Genomic DNA, 15,700 nt, shown 5'->3' on the forward strand with positions numbered 1-15,700 from the left:
CCTGCAGTAACGCGCCCAGCGAGGAGAGTCGTACCCCCGTGGCCTCAGTGCAGTCGGCGCTGAGCCACAGTCAGCGCACCCCCGCGGGCACGGGGGCGGTGCCTCTGCACGTCGTGGTGGAGCTGACCGAGCCCCCCACGGCGGTAGAGTACCAGGCCAAGCTGAACAGCACGCCGGCGGATGCGACGCTAAGCTCCCAGCAGCTGGCGACCCGGGCCGCGATGGAGCAGCTCACGTATGTCGAGCGCGAGCAGGCCCGCTTCGCCGGCCGCGTGCAGACGGCGGCCATTCCCGGCACCCGTGAGATGTACCGGCTGCAGCGCGTCTACAACGGCATCGTCTATGTCACCGACGAGCAGGGCCTGTCCCAGCTGCGCAGGCTGCCAGGCGCACGCGCGGTGCATGTGCTGCCGGTGCTCACCGCCGACAACGCCTATGAGGTGCCGTTCGTCGGCGCCAACCAGCTGTGGTCGCTCGGTGTGCCGCTCCGCGGCACGGGCATGAAGGTGGGCATCATCGACACGGGTATCGACTACCTGCACGCCAACTTCGGCGGGCCCGGGACGGTCGCGGCTTACACCTCGAACAACAAGAACCTCATCGAGCAGGGCAGCTTCCCCACCGCGAAGGTCGTGGGCGGCTGGGACTTCGCCGGAGCCGCGTACAACGCCGCCAATAGCGCGACTTCGATTCCGCTTCCCGACGCGGACCCGCTGGATGGCAACGGCCACGGCACCCACGTGTCCGGCACCGCCGCGGGCCTCGGCGTGCAGGCGGACGGCACCACGTACCGGAGCTCGTACGAGGTGAGCCTGGACACCACCGCGATGCGCATCGGGCCCGGCGTGGCCCCTGAGGCGCAGCTCTTCGCGCTCAAGGTGTTCGGCGACAATGGCGGCTCGACCGCGCTGGCGCCGCTGGCCGTCGAGTGGGCGACCGATCCCAACGGGGACGGCAACTTCAGCGATCGGCTGGACGTCATCAACCTCTCGCTGGGCGGGGCGATCGGCAGCCCCAACGACCCGAGCGCCGCCTTCTACACCAACGCCGTCAATGCGGGCGTCGTGGTGGTGGCTTCGGCGGGTAACAACAACGACATCTACTTCGCCACCGGCTCGCCAGGTGCCACACCCTCGGTGCTGAGCGTGGCGGCCTCCACGGTGGGCTTCTATCCCGCGGCTATCCGGGTGGACGCGCCGGCATCGCTGGCGGGCCTGATCCCGGCGGGCACGGCCTCGTTCGGCCCTGCGGCGCCTACGCCGGTGTCGGGTAACGTCGTGGTCGCCGCGCCGCTGGAAGGCTGCGGCGCCCTGACCAACGCCGCGGAGGTCGCGGGGAAGGTCGCGCTCTTCGTCCGCGGGACGTGCGCGTTCGCGGACAAGGCCGTGAACGCCCAGCAGGCGGGGGCCATCGCCGTGCTCATCTACAACAACGCGCCTGGGGACCCGCCGGGGCTCGGCGGGACTGGCAACGTCACCATCCCGACCCGCGGCCTGGCCCAGTCCGACGGTGATGCCATCCGCGCCGCCATCGCCGCGGGTGAGACCGTCACCGTCACCCTCCATGACGCGTTCCGCGTCTCGCTGCCGGAGCGTGGGGACACCATCACCAGCTTCAGCTCCCGCGGACCGGTGCGCAACCTGGCCCGCCCGATGCTCAAGCCCGACATCACCGCCCCTGGCTTCAACGTCGTGTCCGCCGGGGCGGGCAGCGGCAACAACTCCGTCGCCCTGAACGGCACCTCCATGGCGTCGCCCCTGACGGCCGGTGCCATGACGCTGCTGCGCCAGCAGCGGCCGACCTGGACCCCGTTCGAGCTGAAGGCGCTCGCCATGAACACGGCGGGCCATGATCTGTTCAACGTCCCCACCGCGCCCCGTCTGCGTGTCAGCCCGACCCGCGTCGGCGCCGGCCGCGTCGACGTGGCGGCGGCGGCGAACGGCTCGGTCATCGCGTACTCGGCAGCGGCTCCGGAGTGGGTGAGCGTCAGCTTCGCCACCATCGACGTGAGCACCGTGGCGAACGAGGTCCAGGCCATCCAGCTGAAGAACAAGGGCCAGGCCAGCGAGACCTACAACGTCACCCTCGACGCCGCGGTGGCCCCGCCGGGCGTCACCATCGCCCCGTCGTCGACGAGCGTCACGGTCGCCGCCAACGCCACCGCCGAGCTCAACCTGACCCTGACCGCCGACCCGGCGGCCATGGTGCGCCAGCGGGACGCCACCACGGTGACCAGCGGGCTCTCCACCCCCAATGCGCTGCGCCACTGGCTGTCCGAGGCGTCGGGCTACGTCGTGTTCACGCCGCAGTCCGGCAACGGGCCCACGCTGCGAGTGCCGTACTTCGCCGCGCCGACCCCGGCGTCCAATCTGACGGCCACCTCCCTGCCCGCCACCGGCACGTCCGGCACGGCGAACCTCTCCATCACCGGCACCGGCGTGAACACCCTCTCGCTGGCCACCACGCCGCAGCAGCAGGGCGTCCGCTCGCTGTCCACCGCGTTCGAGCTCGCCTACGCCAGCCCCAACACGGCGCCGATGGGCGGGCCCATCCCCGGGGGCTATCCGCTCGCGGAGACGGACATCGCCAACCTGAAGTACGTGGGCATCACCTCCAGCGGCACCAACCTGTTCTTCGCCCTCAACACCTGGGCACCCTGGGGGAGCCCGCTGGAGGTGGAGTTCGACGTCTACGTCCGCCGCGCGGGCGCTCCGAGCTGGGAGTTCGTGCTGTACAACTACGACTCGAACCGGCTCAACGCGAATGGCGCGTACAGCAACGTCTACATCTCGACGCTGGTGAACCTCGCCAGCGGGCAAGTGAGCCGCCAGCGGCCCCTGAACATCCTCGATGCCGGTACGCACGTGCCGCTGTACTTCTCCGACACCCTGGTGATGGGCGTCAGCACCACGTCGCTGGGCCTGACCGCTCCCAACACGGCCCTCGAGTACCAGGTGGTCTCGTTCAACACCCGCTTCGGGCTGGTCGACACCTCGCCGGTGCTCCGCTACGACCTCGCGGCCCCTGCGTTCACCACGACGCTGGATACCTCGCTGGAGCTGCCCGGCAGCAACCTGCCTCCGTTCCGGCTCGGCGCAGCGGGTGACGTCCCCGTCACCTACAACCTCACGCGGGCCCGCGCGACCCAGACGGGCGGCCTGCTGCTCGTGGCGCACCACAACGCCAACGGCCAGAAGGCGCGTGCGGTGTCCGTGGACGGCCTGACCTGCTCCAGCAACGCCTCATGCACCGAGCCTGGGGCCGGTGTGTGTGACACCCTGAGCGGGGCGTGTGTGGGATGCACCAGCAACGCCGACTGCGCCACGGGTTACTGCGACATCTACGGGACCCGTACCTGCCAGGCTGCGGTGGACTGCCGCCGGGCTGACGGTCCGGTGTGCCCCGCGAACTTCTTCTGCAGCCCGGACTTCGGGACGTGCCAGCCCAGCCAGGCGATCATCGCCACCCTCGTCGTGCCGCCCAGCAGCATGTGCCCCAATGGCGGCATCCAGGTGAACACCGGCTTCGACAACGACCGGAGCGGCCAGCTGGACCGGGAGGAGATCGTCCAGACCCAGTACGTCTGCAACGGGACCAACGGCGCCAGCGCCACCGTTGTGGCGGAGCCTGCCGGTGCCAACTGCGCCAATGGCGGTGTGCGGGTGCAGGTCGGCAACAACGCGCCGAGCTACGTCTGCAACGGGGAGAACGGCGCTGACGGCCTGAGCCCGACCATCACCACCGAGCCTCCAGGCGCCAACTGCGCCGAGGGCGGCCTCCGGGTGCAGGTTGGAACTGGGACGCCGGCCTACGTGTGCAACGGTGCCAGCTCCGAGCCCACCACGGTGACGCCTGAGCCGCAGGGGGACAACTGCGCCACCGGCGGTGTGCGGGTGCAGGTCGGCAGCAACACGCCGACCTACGTCTGCAACGGGCCCGCAGGTCCGACCGGGCCGCAGGGTCCCGAAGGCCCGGCAGGTCCGCAGGGGCCGCAAGGTCCCCAGGGCCCCGCGGGTGAGGGCGGCTGCAGCGCGGCCGGCGGCTCCTCGCTGTTGCCGCTGATGGCCTTCGTGCTGCTGGCACGCCTTGGCCGGTCGAGGTCCAAGGCGGGTGCGGCGGGGCGCAGGAAGCCCGCCGCCGGGTAGCGCCTGGGCTGTTGCGAAAAACTGGTGGGGCGGGCGTGCTGCCGCGTTGGGGCGCACGCCCACCCTGCCGGGTGTCGTGGCGGTGATGACGGAGCCCTTTGTGCCCGCGTCCTGGGGACAAGGGGTGGCCATACCCGCCCGGCCGAGTAAACTCGCGGCGCGTGGCCTTCGACAATCGCTTGCCCAACGTGGTCGCGTTCGGTGACAGCAACGAGTACGTATTCGGGCCGGCGTTGAAACGCTGGTTGGTCGCCGCAGGGCACTATCCGGCCGAGCAGATCGTCGTGAAGTACCGGGTGAGCTCGCGGCCCCGGAACTGGCTCGTGCCCGGCGATCGCCTGCACGCCAGCGACTTCGGCAACCTCTGGGGCACGCGCGGGCAGTTCCCCGAGGGCCCTTCGATCAGCGAAGCCCTCTCGCCCGCTACCACGCTGGTCGAGATCGGGCTGGGCGGCAACCTCGGGCTGTCGGCCACCGAGGTCCGTAGCGTGGTCGCGCTCATCGAACAGGTCGCGCGGCTTGCCCCCTACGCGCGCATTCTGTGGCGCGGCCTACCGCCCGCGACGGCGACCCGCGCTGGGAAGGCCGCAACGCGTGCGACAAAGCTCGGACGCTACAAGCGCAACGCGGCCCTCAAACGCGCGCTCGCACCGGCTGGCTTCGCGATCTTCGGCGCGCAGCTCACCGCCGGACACGACTCGACCGCGTTTCGCCGCGGCTACCTCGATCTCATCGCAATGCATGCGGGCGGCCCCGCCCCGAGCGACACCACGCACGTCGGGACCGACGCCGCGCTCGCGTACGAGCGCTCGGTGCTCGCGAGTGCGACCCATGCGGATGCGGTCGCCGGTGAGCAGGTGATCCGCGGGCCGTGGACCGAGTACGTGCGCTCGCGCGATACGATGGAGGTCCACGTGCCGCAGGCCGCCGCCGACGCCCTGGTGTCGCGGCAGTTGGGCCCGCGCGGCGTCTACGGCCACAGCGCACCGCCGCGCCCCACGGGCGGCTACCCCGCCGACGTCGTCGTGCATGACGCGTGGATCCGCAGCGGGCCCCCGAACTTCCGCTGGCTGCGGCCCGGCATCATCCCCATCGGCACGCCGTTGCTCGTGCAGGACTGGCAGGGCGAGTACGCGCTGGTGCGCGGCTTCGATGGCCGCGATTGGGGCTGGACCGCGCGCTCCAACCTTCGCTTCCGCTGACATACAGAAGGCGCCTGCGCTTCTGAGGCGCGCGCGCATCTGCTACGGTGGGCGAGTGGACAGCGGCGGAGGCCCCTTCTGGCAATCGAGCTCAATCACACGATCGTCCATGCCCGCGACAAGCAAGCCTCGGCCACGTTCCTCGCCGAGATCCTGGGCTTGCCCCCTCCCGAGCCGTTCTTTCACTTCCTCGTGGTGCGGACCGCCAACGGGGTAAGCCTGGACTTCATCTCGACGGACGTCGACTTTCTCCCGATGCACTACGCATTTCTGGTGAGTGAGGCCGAGTTCGACGCGATCTTCGGACGCATCCAGGCTCGCGGCCTCCAGTACTGGGCCGACCCACGGGCGCAGCAGCCGGGGCAGATCAATCGGCACGACGGCGGCCGCGGCGTGTACTTCCAGGATCCGTCTGGGCACTTCCTCGAGATCATCACGCGCCCCTACGGGAGCGGTTGATGCGCGCAGCCCGGAGAACGGCAATCCCAGGGAACAAGGATGTGCTCAGGGAGAGAATTTGCTGAGCAGCAGGTAGGAGGTGTTGCTGGGGTTGGTGTAGCCGCCGCTGACGATGAACCCCCCATCACTGGTCATGGCAAGGCTCTCACCGGACGTGATGTCGGTGCTGGGGTACGGAGCGTAATTCCAGAGCGCGGTTCCGCTGGTGTTCAGCTTCATGAGGCGCATGTTGCGCTGGGTATCGGACGGGGTGGTGGAGCCCGTGATGACGTAGTTGCCATCACTCGCGACCTTGACATCGCTTAGATAATCTCCGCGCGTCCCCCCGTTGATCGTCCGGGGCCAACCGGCGGTGACGGCGCCGGTGGTGGGGTTGAAGCGAACTGCATAGAAGTCGGCGTCAAACGTCGAAATGTTCGTATAGATGTAGCCCACGGCCACGTAGCCGGTGGAGGTCGCGGCCACGGACTCGAGGTACGCGAACCGTCCAGAGTTGACCTGGAAGAGCGTCGCGCCGGTGCTGCTCACCTTCACGGCGTAGCCATAGTTCTCCCAGGTCGTCGCGGACACCTTGACCTGCCGGGAACCGACGGCGACATAGCCTCCGCCTGGAACGTTGGTGACGCCCTCGAACTCGTAGGTTCCATCCGCGCCGCTGGAGAACGACTTCTCCCATTGCACGCTTCCCAGGGCTGAGAACTTCATCATGTGGGCGTTCTGGTAGCCCAGGTTGCTCTGGGTCTTGCCGACGATGATGCACCCGCCGTCCGGTGTAACCTCCATGGCTTTGGGATACTCCTGGAGCACTCCGCCGTACGGCCCCTGCCAATAGATGGCGCCCGTGGGATCGGTCCTGACGACGAAGTAATCGAAGTTGTTGTTCTGGTAGGTCTGTCCGGCGAGCATGAACCCACCATCACTCGTCGCGCGGACCTCGACCCCGGAGTCGTCCGTGGTGGTGCCATAGGCGTAGGCCCATTGGACACTCATGAAGGCGTCTGTCTTCACCAGGAGGATGTCGTTATCGCCCAGCGCGTTGGTGGTACCGATGAAGGCATAGCCACCATCGCTCGTCTGGATGATGGACCTGGCACTGCCCTCGGCGTACAGGGCATAGGCTTGCAGGGTGGGCTCACCCACGAGCGAGTGGGCCCCTGACGCGATGAGCGCGGTAAGGTCCACGTGCTTCAAGGAGAGGGCCGTGTCGAGCCGCCGAACTGCGTGGGCGCCCGTCAGGGCCGTGCCCTTCGTCTGCTCCGGGATCTCGCTGGAGCCAGGGATTGCGCCCCCGTAGGCGAGCTGGGCGGCGAGGCCCGTGGTGAGCATCAAGGTCTTCCAGGAGGGGCGAAGCATGACGGTTCTCCAACTCATTCGAAAGGGATGATTCCCTCGCAGAGGAGGAGCCGATGATGTGGAAAATGATGCACACGATTCGTGCTCGAACACGCGGCCCGGTCATCTCACTGCCCCGGAGCCCCCAGGCCTCGGATGATCTCTCGCCATTCCTCGTCCACCGGGAGTGGGTGGTGCTCGGTGTCCTTCAGTGAGTCGCGCCGGAGTTCCTCTCCTCCCAGTTTGAAGGCCTCCGCTAGCAAGGCCTTCGCCTCCTCTCCCCTTCCCTGCAGGAAGGCGGTGTACGCCATGTTCGCCACGGGGGAATGGTGATCGGGCAGCAGCTTCCGGGCCACCGCTAGCTTCTCCTCCGCCCGGGCCAGCATCGCCCGCGCCGCGTCCGGGGCTCCCCGCTGCAAGCACCGCTTCGCCTCACGAACCAGGGAGTAGCCAGCGCCATTGAACGCCACCGCCCTCTCGTATTGCGAGTGCGCGCTCTCGGGCTCCTTGTCCAACAGCCGCAGCGCCTCCGCGAAGCGCGCCTGCGCCTCCTCGAACCGTCCCTGCTCATCCAGCACGAACCCCAGCCCGCGATGCGCCCGGGCCAGCACCCCGTCGATGCCATCCATCTGAGGCGGGACACACCGCCGCAGCACCTCCTCGTAGCGCGCTTGCGCCTCTTCGCGGCGCTCCTGCGCCAGCAGCAGATCCCCAAGCCCCACCAGCGCTTCCACCACGTACAAGGGGTGGTAGTCCGTGCTCTCGTAGGTGTAGCTGTTCACCACCTCCTCGTAGCGGGCCTGCGCCTCCGCGTGCCGCTCCTGGCGCCAGGCCAGTGCCGCCAGGTGGAGCCGGGCATAGGCCGCCTGCTCCAGGCTCCAGTGCCACTGGTCATACCCGCTCACCGCTTCCTCGTAGCGCTTCTGGGCCTCCTCGCGACGCCCCAGGGCCTCGAGCACCTCGCCCAGCTCGACGAGCCCGCTGACCGCCATCTCCCGGAGACTCGAGTTCTCGTGTTGCCGGTAGCGAGTTTGCACCTCCTCGTAGCGCTTCTGGGCTTCCTCGTTGCGCCCCTGGCAGGCCAGCATCCGCGCCGCCGCCACCCGCGCCTGCGCCACGTGCGGCTCCAGCACGGCGACGGACAGCGAGTCATAGCGCTGTACGACCTGCTCGAAGCGCGTCTGCGCCTCCTCGAGGCGACCCTGGCGCTTGAGCTGCCAGCCCATGTTCATGAGCGCCTGGGACACATGCTCCAACACGTCCGCGTCGCGCGACTCGCCGTAGCGGCGCTCCACCTCCTCGAAGCGCGTCCAGGCATCCTGGAGGCGGTCACGGTGCTCGAGCCGGATCCCCATCCGGGTGACACGCTCGGCCACCTTCGCCGCCAGCTCGGGCGCCTCGCCAAAGCGGCTCAGCAGCTCCTGGAGGCAGCTCCGGGCCTCCTCGCGCAACCCGCGCTCCTCCAGCGAGTCGCACAGGTCGGAGAGCGCCTCCACCGCCCGCCGCCTCACGGAAGCCTCGGGCGCCACGCCATACCGGCGCACCACCTCCTCATAGTGAGCCCGCTGCTCGTCGTACCGCTCCAGCTGGTTGCACACGCCCGCGAGGTTGCTCAGCGCCTCGGCGGCCTGCTCCCGCAAGGAGGGCTCGGGCGCATCGCCATACCGCCGCACCATGTCCTCGAAGCAGGCCTGGCCCCCCTTCTCCCAGAGCTCCCGCCCCAGCGACATGAGTACGCTGGCGACCTTCTCCTTCATCTCCAGGGACTCCTCCTCGCCGTACAGGCGCACCACCTCCTGCCGCCGCGCCCGGGCCTCCTCGGGCTGGTTCTCCCGGTCGTACTCGTACGCCTGGCTGGTGAGTGCCTCGACCACCCGGAGCTTCAAGGGCAGCTCGGGTGCATCCGCGTACCGGCGCACCACCTCGGCATCATGCGCCCGTTGCAGGGCTTGATCCCCCTGGACGCAGAACAGGATCCCCCGCGCCTCCAACGCCTCGGCCAACCGCCGCTTCAGGACCAGCTCGGGCGCCGCATCACACCGGCGGATCACCTCTTCGAGGCGTTCCCTCGCCTCCTCGTAGCGCCCCTGATCCCGGAGCAGCGCCCCCAACATGACGAGAATGCCCGCCGCTCCCCCCCTCAGGGACTTCTCGGGCGCGTCGATGAAGCGGCGCACCGCCTCCTCCCAGGATGCCTGCTTCTTCTCGGGCTGCTCCAGGTCCCCCGCGCACCAGCCCCGCTGGATCAACGCATCGCCCACCCGCCGCTTCAGGCACATCTCGGGTGCATCGCCATACAGGCGCAGCAGTTCCTCGAAGCACGCCTGGGCCTCCTCGTAGCGCTGCTGGAGAACCAGCGCCCTGGCCGTCCGAAGGCGCGCCTTGGACACCTGGGCGCGAATGTGCAGCTCGGGCGAGTCGCCATAGCGGCGCACCACCCCCTCGTACTGCTGCTGCGCCTCCACGTGGTTTCCCTGATCGCCGATCAGCTCGCCCAGGCGGATCTTCAGCCGCGCCAGCGCGAAGGGCTCGGCGGACGCCCCAAGCTCCTCGGCAGCGCGCACCGCCTCTTCGATCAACCGCTGGGCCTCCGGGCGCTTCTCCTGCTTCTCGAGCGCACCCACCAGGCTCAGCACCGCCTGGGCCTCCTTGTCCCGAAGCTCCTCACCGCACGTCCCATCCAGCCAGCGCCGCGCCTCGGTGTAGCAGCGGAGGGCATCCTCCATCTTCCCGACATCCACGAAGTTCTCCGCCATGGAGAAGTAGACCCGGAGGTACTGCTCCCGGCGCGCGGGCTCGGGCAGCTCCCTGAGCCACCGCTCCGCTTGCTCCTGGAGCGCCCGCGCCTGCTCGGTGTTCCCCTGGTCCCGGAGCATCACCGCGAGGGCGAGCCGCGTCATGGCCACGCACCGACTCGGGAACACCCCTGACGCCTGGCCATAGCGGCGCACCAGCTTCTCGAGGCCTTCCCGCGCCTGCGCGACGCGGTGTCTCTGCCAGAGCTCCCACGCCAGGAAGGCATGGGCGAAGAGGGCCTGCGCCTCCACCTCCGTCGGCTGGGGCCCCTCCCCATACCGGCGCACCACCTCCTCGAAGCACTCTCGCGCCCGCGCGGCCCGCTCCTCCTCATGGTGGAGGCTGCCCAGCGCGGTCAGCGCCCGGGCCGCCTGCTCCTTCAGCGCGGGCGTGTCCGCTTCACGGTAGCGCCGAGCCACCTCCCCGTAGTGTACCTGCGCCTCGACGATGCGCTCGTGGCTCCAGAACCAGAGCCCCAGGGTGTTGAGCGCCAGGGCGAGCTGCTCGTGGTGCTCGGGGGCTGTCGCCTCGCGGTGCCGGCTCACCACCTTCTCGAGGCTCGCCAGCACGGCGGCGGCGGCGTCCAGTCCCAGCCTGGAGCGCGCCTCCGCCAGACGATCCTTCAGGGGCTGCTCCTTGCCCTCGAAGAAGTAAGACACGACAGAATCGTCTCGCATCGCTGGTTCCATGGAGGCTTCTCCTGATCGGAATCGCAGCGAAGAATAACGTGAATCCCCGGCCAACGATGCGACCTGGCCGGTAGGACACAACCCTCTCGTCACGGGTAGCTGGAGGTAAGGCCGGTGACGACTGGAAGGGAGCGGGCTACTGGCTGAGCGTTCCTCCCAAGCCCCCACCCCGCGCGCTGAAGCCGTGAACGCGTCTGTCCAGCGTCAAACGAGCCGCTTGCCCTGCACCAGTTCCAGCCCGAGCAGGTTGCCGCGATAGTGGACGGGATCGAGCAACACCTTGCGGATCTTCCACCCGCTGGGGGTCTTCTCGACCGCGAACGTGTAGCGAGCGACGATCGTCCACTCCTGTTGCACGCCTCCCAGCGGGAAGTAGTGAGCAACCTCCGCGTAGGACATCGCCTCGGCCTGGGTGTCGCTCTGGAACTGGATGCCCACACACATGGCGGTGGCATGCTGGACCCGCTTGAAGGAGCGCAGGCCTGTCTTCGCCACCTCGGGCATCTGCTCACGCTTGAGGGTGACGACATCCGAGCCCATGAACCGGCTGTAGTCCGCCGTCACCTCCGGCGTGAAGACGTTCTCCCAGCGGCTCCAGTCGCCGGTGTCCTGGCCGTAATCGATGGCTTGCCCGTACTCAACGGCCAGCTCCTGGATGGCCATCCAATCCAGCATGTACTGAAGGTTCTTCTCTCTCATGTGCATGCACCTCGCAGAGAGATGAAGGTAGCCCAACCGCGCGTGCTGAAGACTTGAACGATTCTGTCCACAAGCATGAGGCTATGATTCTGGGAGCGCGTGCTCCGCCACGGTGATGGCCCACCAGGGACCCTTGGAGCTGTCGAAGAGCGCGCTCCAGTACCACGCCGATACATCCGTCCACCGTCCGCCCGCGTCAGCGGTGATGGCCTCGCGCACCACGAGCCGCGTCTCCCCCCGGGTGGCGATGAAGCGCTGCCAGGGCTGGCCATCCTCCTGCCGCCAGATCGTGGCGGGAGTGATGGCGTAGCCCAGCCCCTTGAAGCAGTCCTCGGTGGAGTGGAGCTGGCGCGTGGGCACCGCCACCCACCGGACGATCAGCTCGCGCTGCCCATCGGTGAATCGACCGATGCGCCCCGGGAAGCCCGCGCCGAACCGCTCCTCCCGCTCCGTCAGGGGTAGCTCGCGCAGCGCCCGCCCCTCGAAGGTAGAGGGCCAGCCCGGGAACACCCCGGCCACCCGCTCGGGCTCACGCGGGGCCCGCCAGAGGGGCGCCGTCGCCAGGAGTACACCCGAGAGCGCGAACGCCATCCACGCGCCCCGGCTCATCCGTGCGCCTCCCCTACCCGCTGGCGCGAACGTTGCCACAGGCAGATCGCGGCGATGCCAAGGCAGACGGGAATGAACGTGCTCACGCCCACGCCCTCGTGGAGCCAGGGAGCGTGGACGGCGTGGCCACTCTCGAGGAACGTGAGCGTGCTCACCCGCAGCGCATTTCCGAAGAGGATGACGCCCGTGGCCAGCGCGCAGGCCAGCGCCGTCCTCGCCGCGCCGAGCTTCAGGAGGCATGAGAGCGTCACGGCGAGGAACAACCCTACCCAGAGCATGCGCGCGCCGCTGCACGGGGCGTCCACGAGGATGACGTTGGAGCCCACCACCAAATGGAGCCCCTCGCGCACCGCGGACAACCCCATGGCGCGCAGCATGGGCGCGGCCATCGCGGCGGACACCAGGCGCAGCGGGTAGCCCAGGTAGAACTGCACCGTGGCGAGCACGGGCAGCGACAGCAGCGCCAGCAGCCACGTGCCCAGGTGGAAGGCGCGCCCCGAGCTCATCCGCGAGACGATGGCGGTGACACACAGCAGGCACACCGCCGCGCGAACCAGAGGCGGCAGCCAGGGGTAGCCCAGCACCAACCCGACATTGACGGCGGCCAGCACCCCGACATCGAGGGTCCGCAGCGGGTGGCGTGCCCCCCGAGGCAACACCAACGCCAACGCCAGCAGGGCGAGCAGCCCCCACGGCTCGTCCGAGCCATCCCGGACGCGCCGGACATACCAGCTCCACGCCTGCCAGCCGGCAAGCAACTGCAGGAGCAGGACGAGGTGGGAGCTGCCCATCCTCATGCCGTCCGTCGCAAGCGGAAGGCGATGAGCAGCACGCAGGCCACGGCCAGCAGCATCCACGTCTCCGGCTCGGGCACACCCGGAACGGTGCCTGGATCCACGGGGGTCAGGCCCGCCTCGTCGTACTGCTCCTGGCGCTCGAGGACCACGGCCCCCGTCAGCTCCGTGACGAGCTGGTGGCGGGCGGCCAGATCGATGGCCTTCGTGCGTGCCGCCGGCTCAATCACCGCGCTCAGCCGGGAGACTTCCTCCCTCGCCCACAGACGCGCCAGGTGCGAGGACGTCTTCGCCGCCCCCGGAGGCAGCTCCAGCCCCGCCACGGGCAGGCGCTCCCGGGAGAACGTCGGCGCGGCGTGCCCCCAGGAGGAGAACAGGTCCTTCAGGTCCTGCTCCAGGGAGCCGATCCGCGGCACGGTGCGGAAGGGAGCGAACGTGGACAGATCCACCGCGACCTGGTTCGGGCCCCGGCCCACCATCACATCGAGGATCTCGTCGGGATGCCGGGCCGTCAGCCACCAGTAGTCGGGACTCTCGCTCTGGGAGAGCCCGTCCGGGTGCATCATGGGCCCCAGCGGGTGCGGCCCGTGGACCCACAGCACGACGGTCCGTCCCTCGGACGCCACCATGGACCACGCGCGAGCGAGCACGACACTGGAGTCCTGGCCTCCGGCGGGAGACAGCTCCCTCACCCGCTCCGACACACGCTGGAGCACCGCCGCATCCACCTTGCCGAGCGGCAGCAGCTCCTCGACGCCATCCAGGGCGGCCAGGACGGAGAGCTCCGTGCCCTGCGGGAATGCGGACAGCGCCGCGGCGACCTCCGGCAACGCGTCCTTCATGCCCACCGAGCCATCCAGCACGAGGACGACCCGCTCGGGCACCTCGGCCACGGCGTTGCGCACCTGCTGGCGCACCACGTAGGCCGCTGGCTCGAGCAGATCCTCCGTCCAGGCGGTCTCGGGGACGCCCTTGCGCTGGACGGTGAGCACCGCCTGCGGTGGGTGCAGCACGTCATCGCTCAAGGCCGCCAGCCACTCGCTCACCCCATCCTTGCGCTGCTCCATGTTGCCGCCCGCCGGCGTGGTGAGCGGGCGCTGTGACTCGACGCGCACCACGTGCCGGAACTCCTCGGCGATGTGGAAGTTGCGCTCGACCAGCGTGGGCAGCAGCAGTGTGGCGAAGCGCCCCTCGTCCCTCGGAACCAGCGGCGTGGTGATGCCGATCTTGATCTTCATCGGCGGGCCCTTCACCACCGGGAAGCACTGGACCTGGATGCGGTCCTTGCCCCGTTGGGTGACGAGCAGCGGATCCCTCCGCGCCCGGACGACCTTCTCGTAGGCCTCGCGGACCTGCGCGGTGCCCGCGAAGGCGGCCTCGCGCTCCTGCCCATCGATATAGAGCGTCACCCGGGACACCACCGCGCCCGGCGGGAGCACTACCTGGGTGCGTGCCTCGGACTGGCCCTCGGCCGTCGTCTCGAAGCTCATCGTCCACTCCAGGTAGGCGAGCGCCGCGTCCCCATCCACCGAGCCCTTCATCTCCGAGTGGACCAGCGAGAGCCCCGGAACCCGACCTCCGACCGTCTGGCCGCCCTGGTCGCTGTCCTGGTTGAAGCGCATGACCGTGCCCGGGCGCAGGTTCTCGGGCTTGGGGACCGAGTTGAACATGCGGCCCGTCACCCGGTAGTAGGTGTCTCGCGCCTCTTCCAGGCTGACCGTGTCCTGGAACGACAGCGCGTAGGCCAGGAAGCTGGAGCGCCGCGTGGCGACGTAACCCGAGGCGAGCAGCGTCTCCTCATGCCCCAGCTTGCGCAGCCACTGGAGCGCCGTGCGTTGGTTCTCCGGGGTTCCATTCACGGCGACATGCAGCGCCAGCCGGGTCCCCGTCACCGGCACCTCCACGGCGAGGAAGGCCACCAGCGCCACGGCCATGCCGAGCCACGGGCGCGCCATTGGCGCACTTGGGGAGTGCAAGCGCTTCAGCCGACGCCGCAGCACCAGGGCCATGGCGAACGCGATGTGGGGCGAGAGCGGCAACAGCCCCAGGCCGTAGAAGATCAGGCCGATCAACCCCAGGGGAATGAGCGGCAGGAACATGAAGGAGTAGATGAGGCTGATCCCCAGGGCCATTCCGCTGCCGAACACGGCGACGCGCATGAGGCTCGGCGTGCGCCGGTGCGTGGCGACCAGCGCCAGGAGGTTGGCCACCGGAACGCAAGCGATGAGGATCGCGTGGACCGGGGTGGGCACCGGATCGAAGAGCTCGCTGGCGCACCACCCAAAGGACAGCTCGAAGATGAGCGTGCCGGCGGGAAGGAGCACTCCGAACAGTGACAAGACGATGGTCGCGAACGACGACCTCCGCGGCGCCTCCTTCCGAGGAACCGCATGCGGGGGCGCGGGCGGCTCGGGGGGCGGCTCGACGGAAAGTGGCTGCTTCAAGGGTTCGTTCACGGGGACCTCCGGACCGGAGGGAATGCTAGCCTGGGTTCCCTTCGGTTCGCCTGCGGGAGAGACATGCTTCACTGGCAGTGGAAGAAGTTCCAGGAGCTGACGGTCGATGAGCTCTACGGCGTGCTCGCGCTGCGCTCCCAGGTCTTCGTGGTGGAGCAGAAGTCCATCTACCTGGACGCCGACGGCTACGACCGGGGCTCCTACCACCTGCTGGGCCAGTCCACCGAAGCGCCGGAACCCTCGGTGGCTGCCTATCTCCGGGTACTTCCCCCCGGGCTGAAGTACGCCGAGGCGAGCCTGGGCCGTGTCGTGACGGCTTCCAGTGTACGCCGGTACGGGTACGGAAAAGTGCTGCTCGAGAAGGGCATCTCCTTCATCGAGGCGAACTACCCGAACACCCCCATCCGCATCGGCGCCCAGCACTACCTGAAGCGCTTCTATGAGGGCTTCGGCTTCCGCCAGGTGAGCGACGTGTACGACGAGGACGGCATCCCCCACATCGAGATGCTGCGCTGAGCC

At 69.1% G+C, this 15,700-nt stretch carries 10 protein-coding genes; 4 read left to right on the plus strand and 6 right to left on the minus strand.

Annotated features, from left to right (window positions below):
• The first annotated feature begins 38 nt into the window (after positions 1 to 38).
• The 3 genes from SYV04_RS38850 (at position 39) to SYV04_RS38860 (ending at position 5,806) form a co-directional block, all read left to right on the plus strand.
• Positions 39 to 4,145, plus strand: a complete 4,107-nt coding sequence (locus tag SYV04_RS38850) for a S8 family peptidase (RefSeq protein WP_321551124.1) — start codon at positions 39 to 41, stop codon at positions 4,143 to 4,145.
• A gap of 161 nt (positions 4,146 to 4,306) precedes the next feature.
• On the plus strand, positions 4,307 to 5,347 hold the full coding sequence (locus SYV04_RS38855; RefSeq protein ID WP_321551125.1) for a hypothetical protein: 1,041 nt from the start codon (positions 4,307 to 4,309) through the stop codon (positions 5,345 to 5,347).
• A 102-nt stretch (positions 5,348 to 5,449) separates the two neighbouring features.
• Positions 5,450 to 5,806: a VOC family protein gene (locus SYV04_RS38860; RefSeq protein ID WP_340371388.1), complete on the plus strand. Its 357-nt coding sequence runs from the start codon at positions 5,450 to 5,452 to the stop codon at positions 5,804 to 5,806.
• Between the two features lie 45 nt (positions 5,807 to 5,851).
• Here SYV04_RS38860 and SYV04_RS38865 read toward each other — a convergent pair whose 3' ends face one another.
• The 6 genes from SYV04_RS38865 to SYV04_RS38890 form a co-directional block, all read right to left on the minus strand.
• Positions 5,852 to 7,159, minus strand: a complete 1,308-nt coding sequence (locus tag SYV04_RS38865) for a hypothetical protein (protein WP_321551127.1) — start codon at positions 7,157 to 7,159, stop codon at positions 5,852 to 5,854.
• 107 nt (positions 7,160 to 7,266) lie between these two features.
• Complete coding sequence (locus SYV04_RS38870; RefSeq protein WP_321551128.1) at positions 7,267 to 10,611, minus strand: tetratricopeptide repeat protein; 3,345 nt, start codon at positions 10,609 to 10,611, stop codon at positions 7,267 to 7,269.
• Between the two features lie 216 nt (positions 10,612 to 10,827).
• Positions 10,828 to 11,322, minus strand: coding sequence for a nuclear transport factor 2 family protein (locus SYV04_RS38875; RefSeq protein WP_321551129.1), 495 nt, complete (start codon positions 11,320 to 11,322; stop codon positions 10,828 to 10,830).
• 81 nt (positions 11,323 to 11,403) lie between these two features.
• On the minus strand, positions 11,404 to 11,931 hold the full coding sequence (locus SYV04_RS38880; protein WP_321551130.1) for a hypothetical protein: 528 nt from the start codon (positions 11,929 to 11,931) through the stop codon (positions 11,404 to 11,406).
• Entirely contained in the window at positions 11,928 to 12,722 is a 795-nt protein-coding gene (locus tag SYV04_RS38885) for an archaeosortase/exosortase family protein (RefSeq protein ID WP_321551131.1), read from the minus strand. The genes SYV04_RS38880 and SYV04_RS38885 overlap by 4 nt, the downstream gene beginning before the upstream one ends.
• Before the next feature lie 2 nt (positions 12,723 to 12,724).
• Positions 12,725 to 15,181: a VIT domain-containing protein gene (locus SYV04_RS38890; RefSeq protein ID WP_321551132.1), complete on the minus strand. Its 2,457-nt coding sequence runs from the start codon at positions 15,179 to 15,181 to the stop codon at positions 12,725 to 12,727.
• Between the two features lie 63 nt (positions 15,182 to 15,244).
• On the opposite strand from SYV04_RS38890, the gene SYV04_RS38895 reads away from it, so the two are divergent.
• Positions 15,245 to 15,697 carry a GNAT family N-acetyltransferase gene (locus SYV04_RS38895; RefSeq protein ID WP_321551133.1) on the plus strand — a complete coding sequence of 151 codons (453 nt, stop codon included), beginning with the start codon at positions 15,245 to 15,247 and terminating at the stop codon, positions 15,695 to 15,697.
• Positions 15,698 to 15,700 lie beyond the last annotated feature (3 nt).

Origin of the sequence: Hyalangium ruber (assembly GCF_034259325.1) — a bacterium.
In the GTDB taxonomy this organism is placed as follows: Bacteria; Myxococcota; Myxococcia; order Myxococcales; family Myxococcaceae; genus Hyalangium_A; species Hyalangium_A rubrum.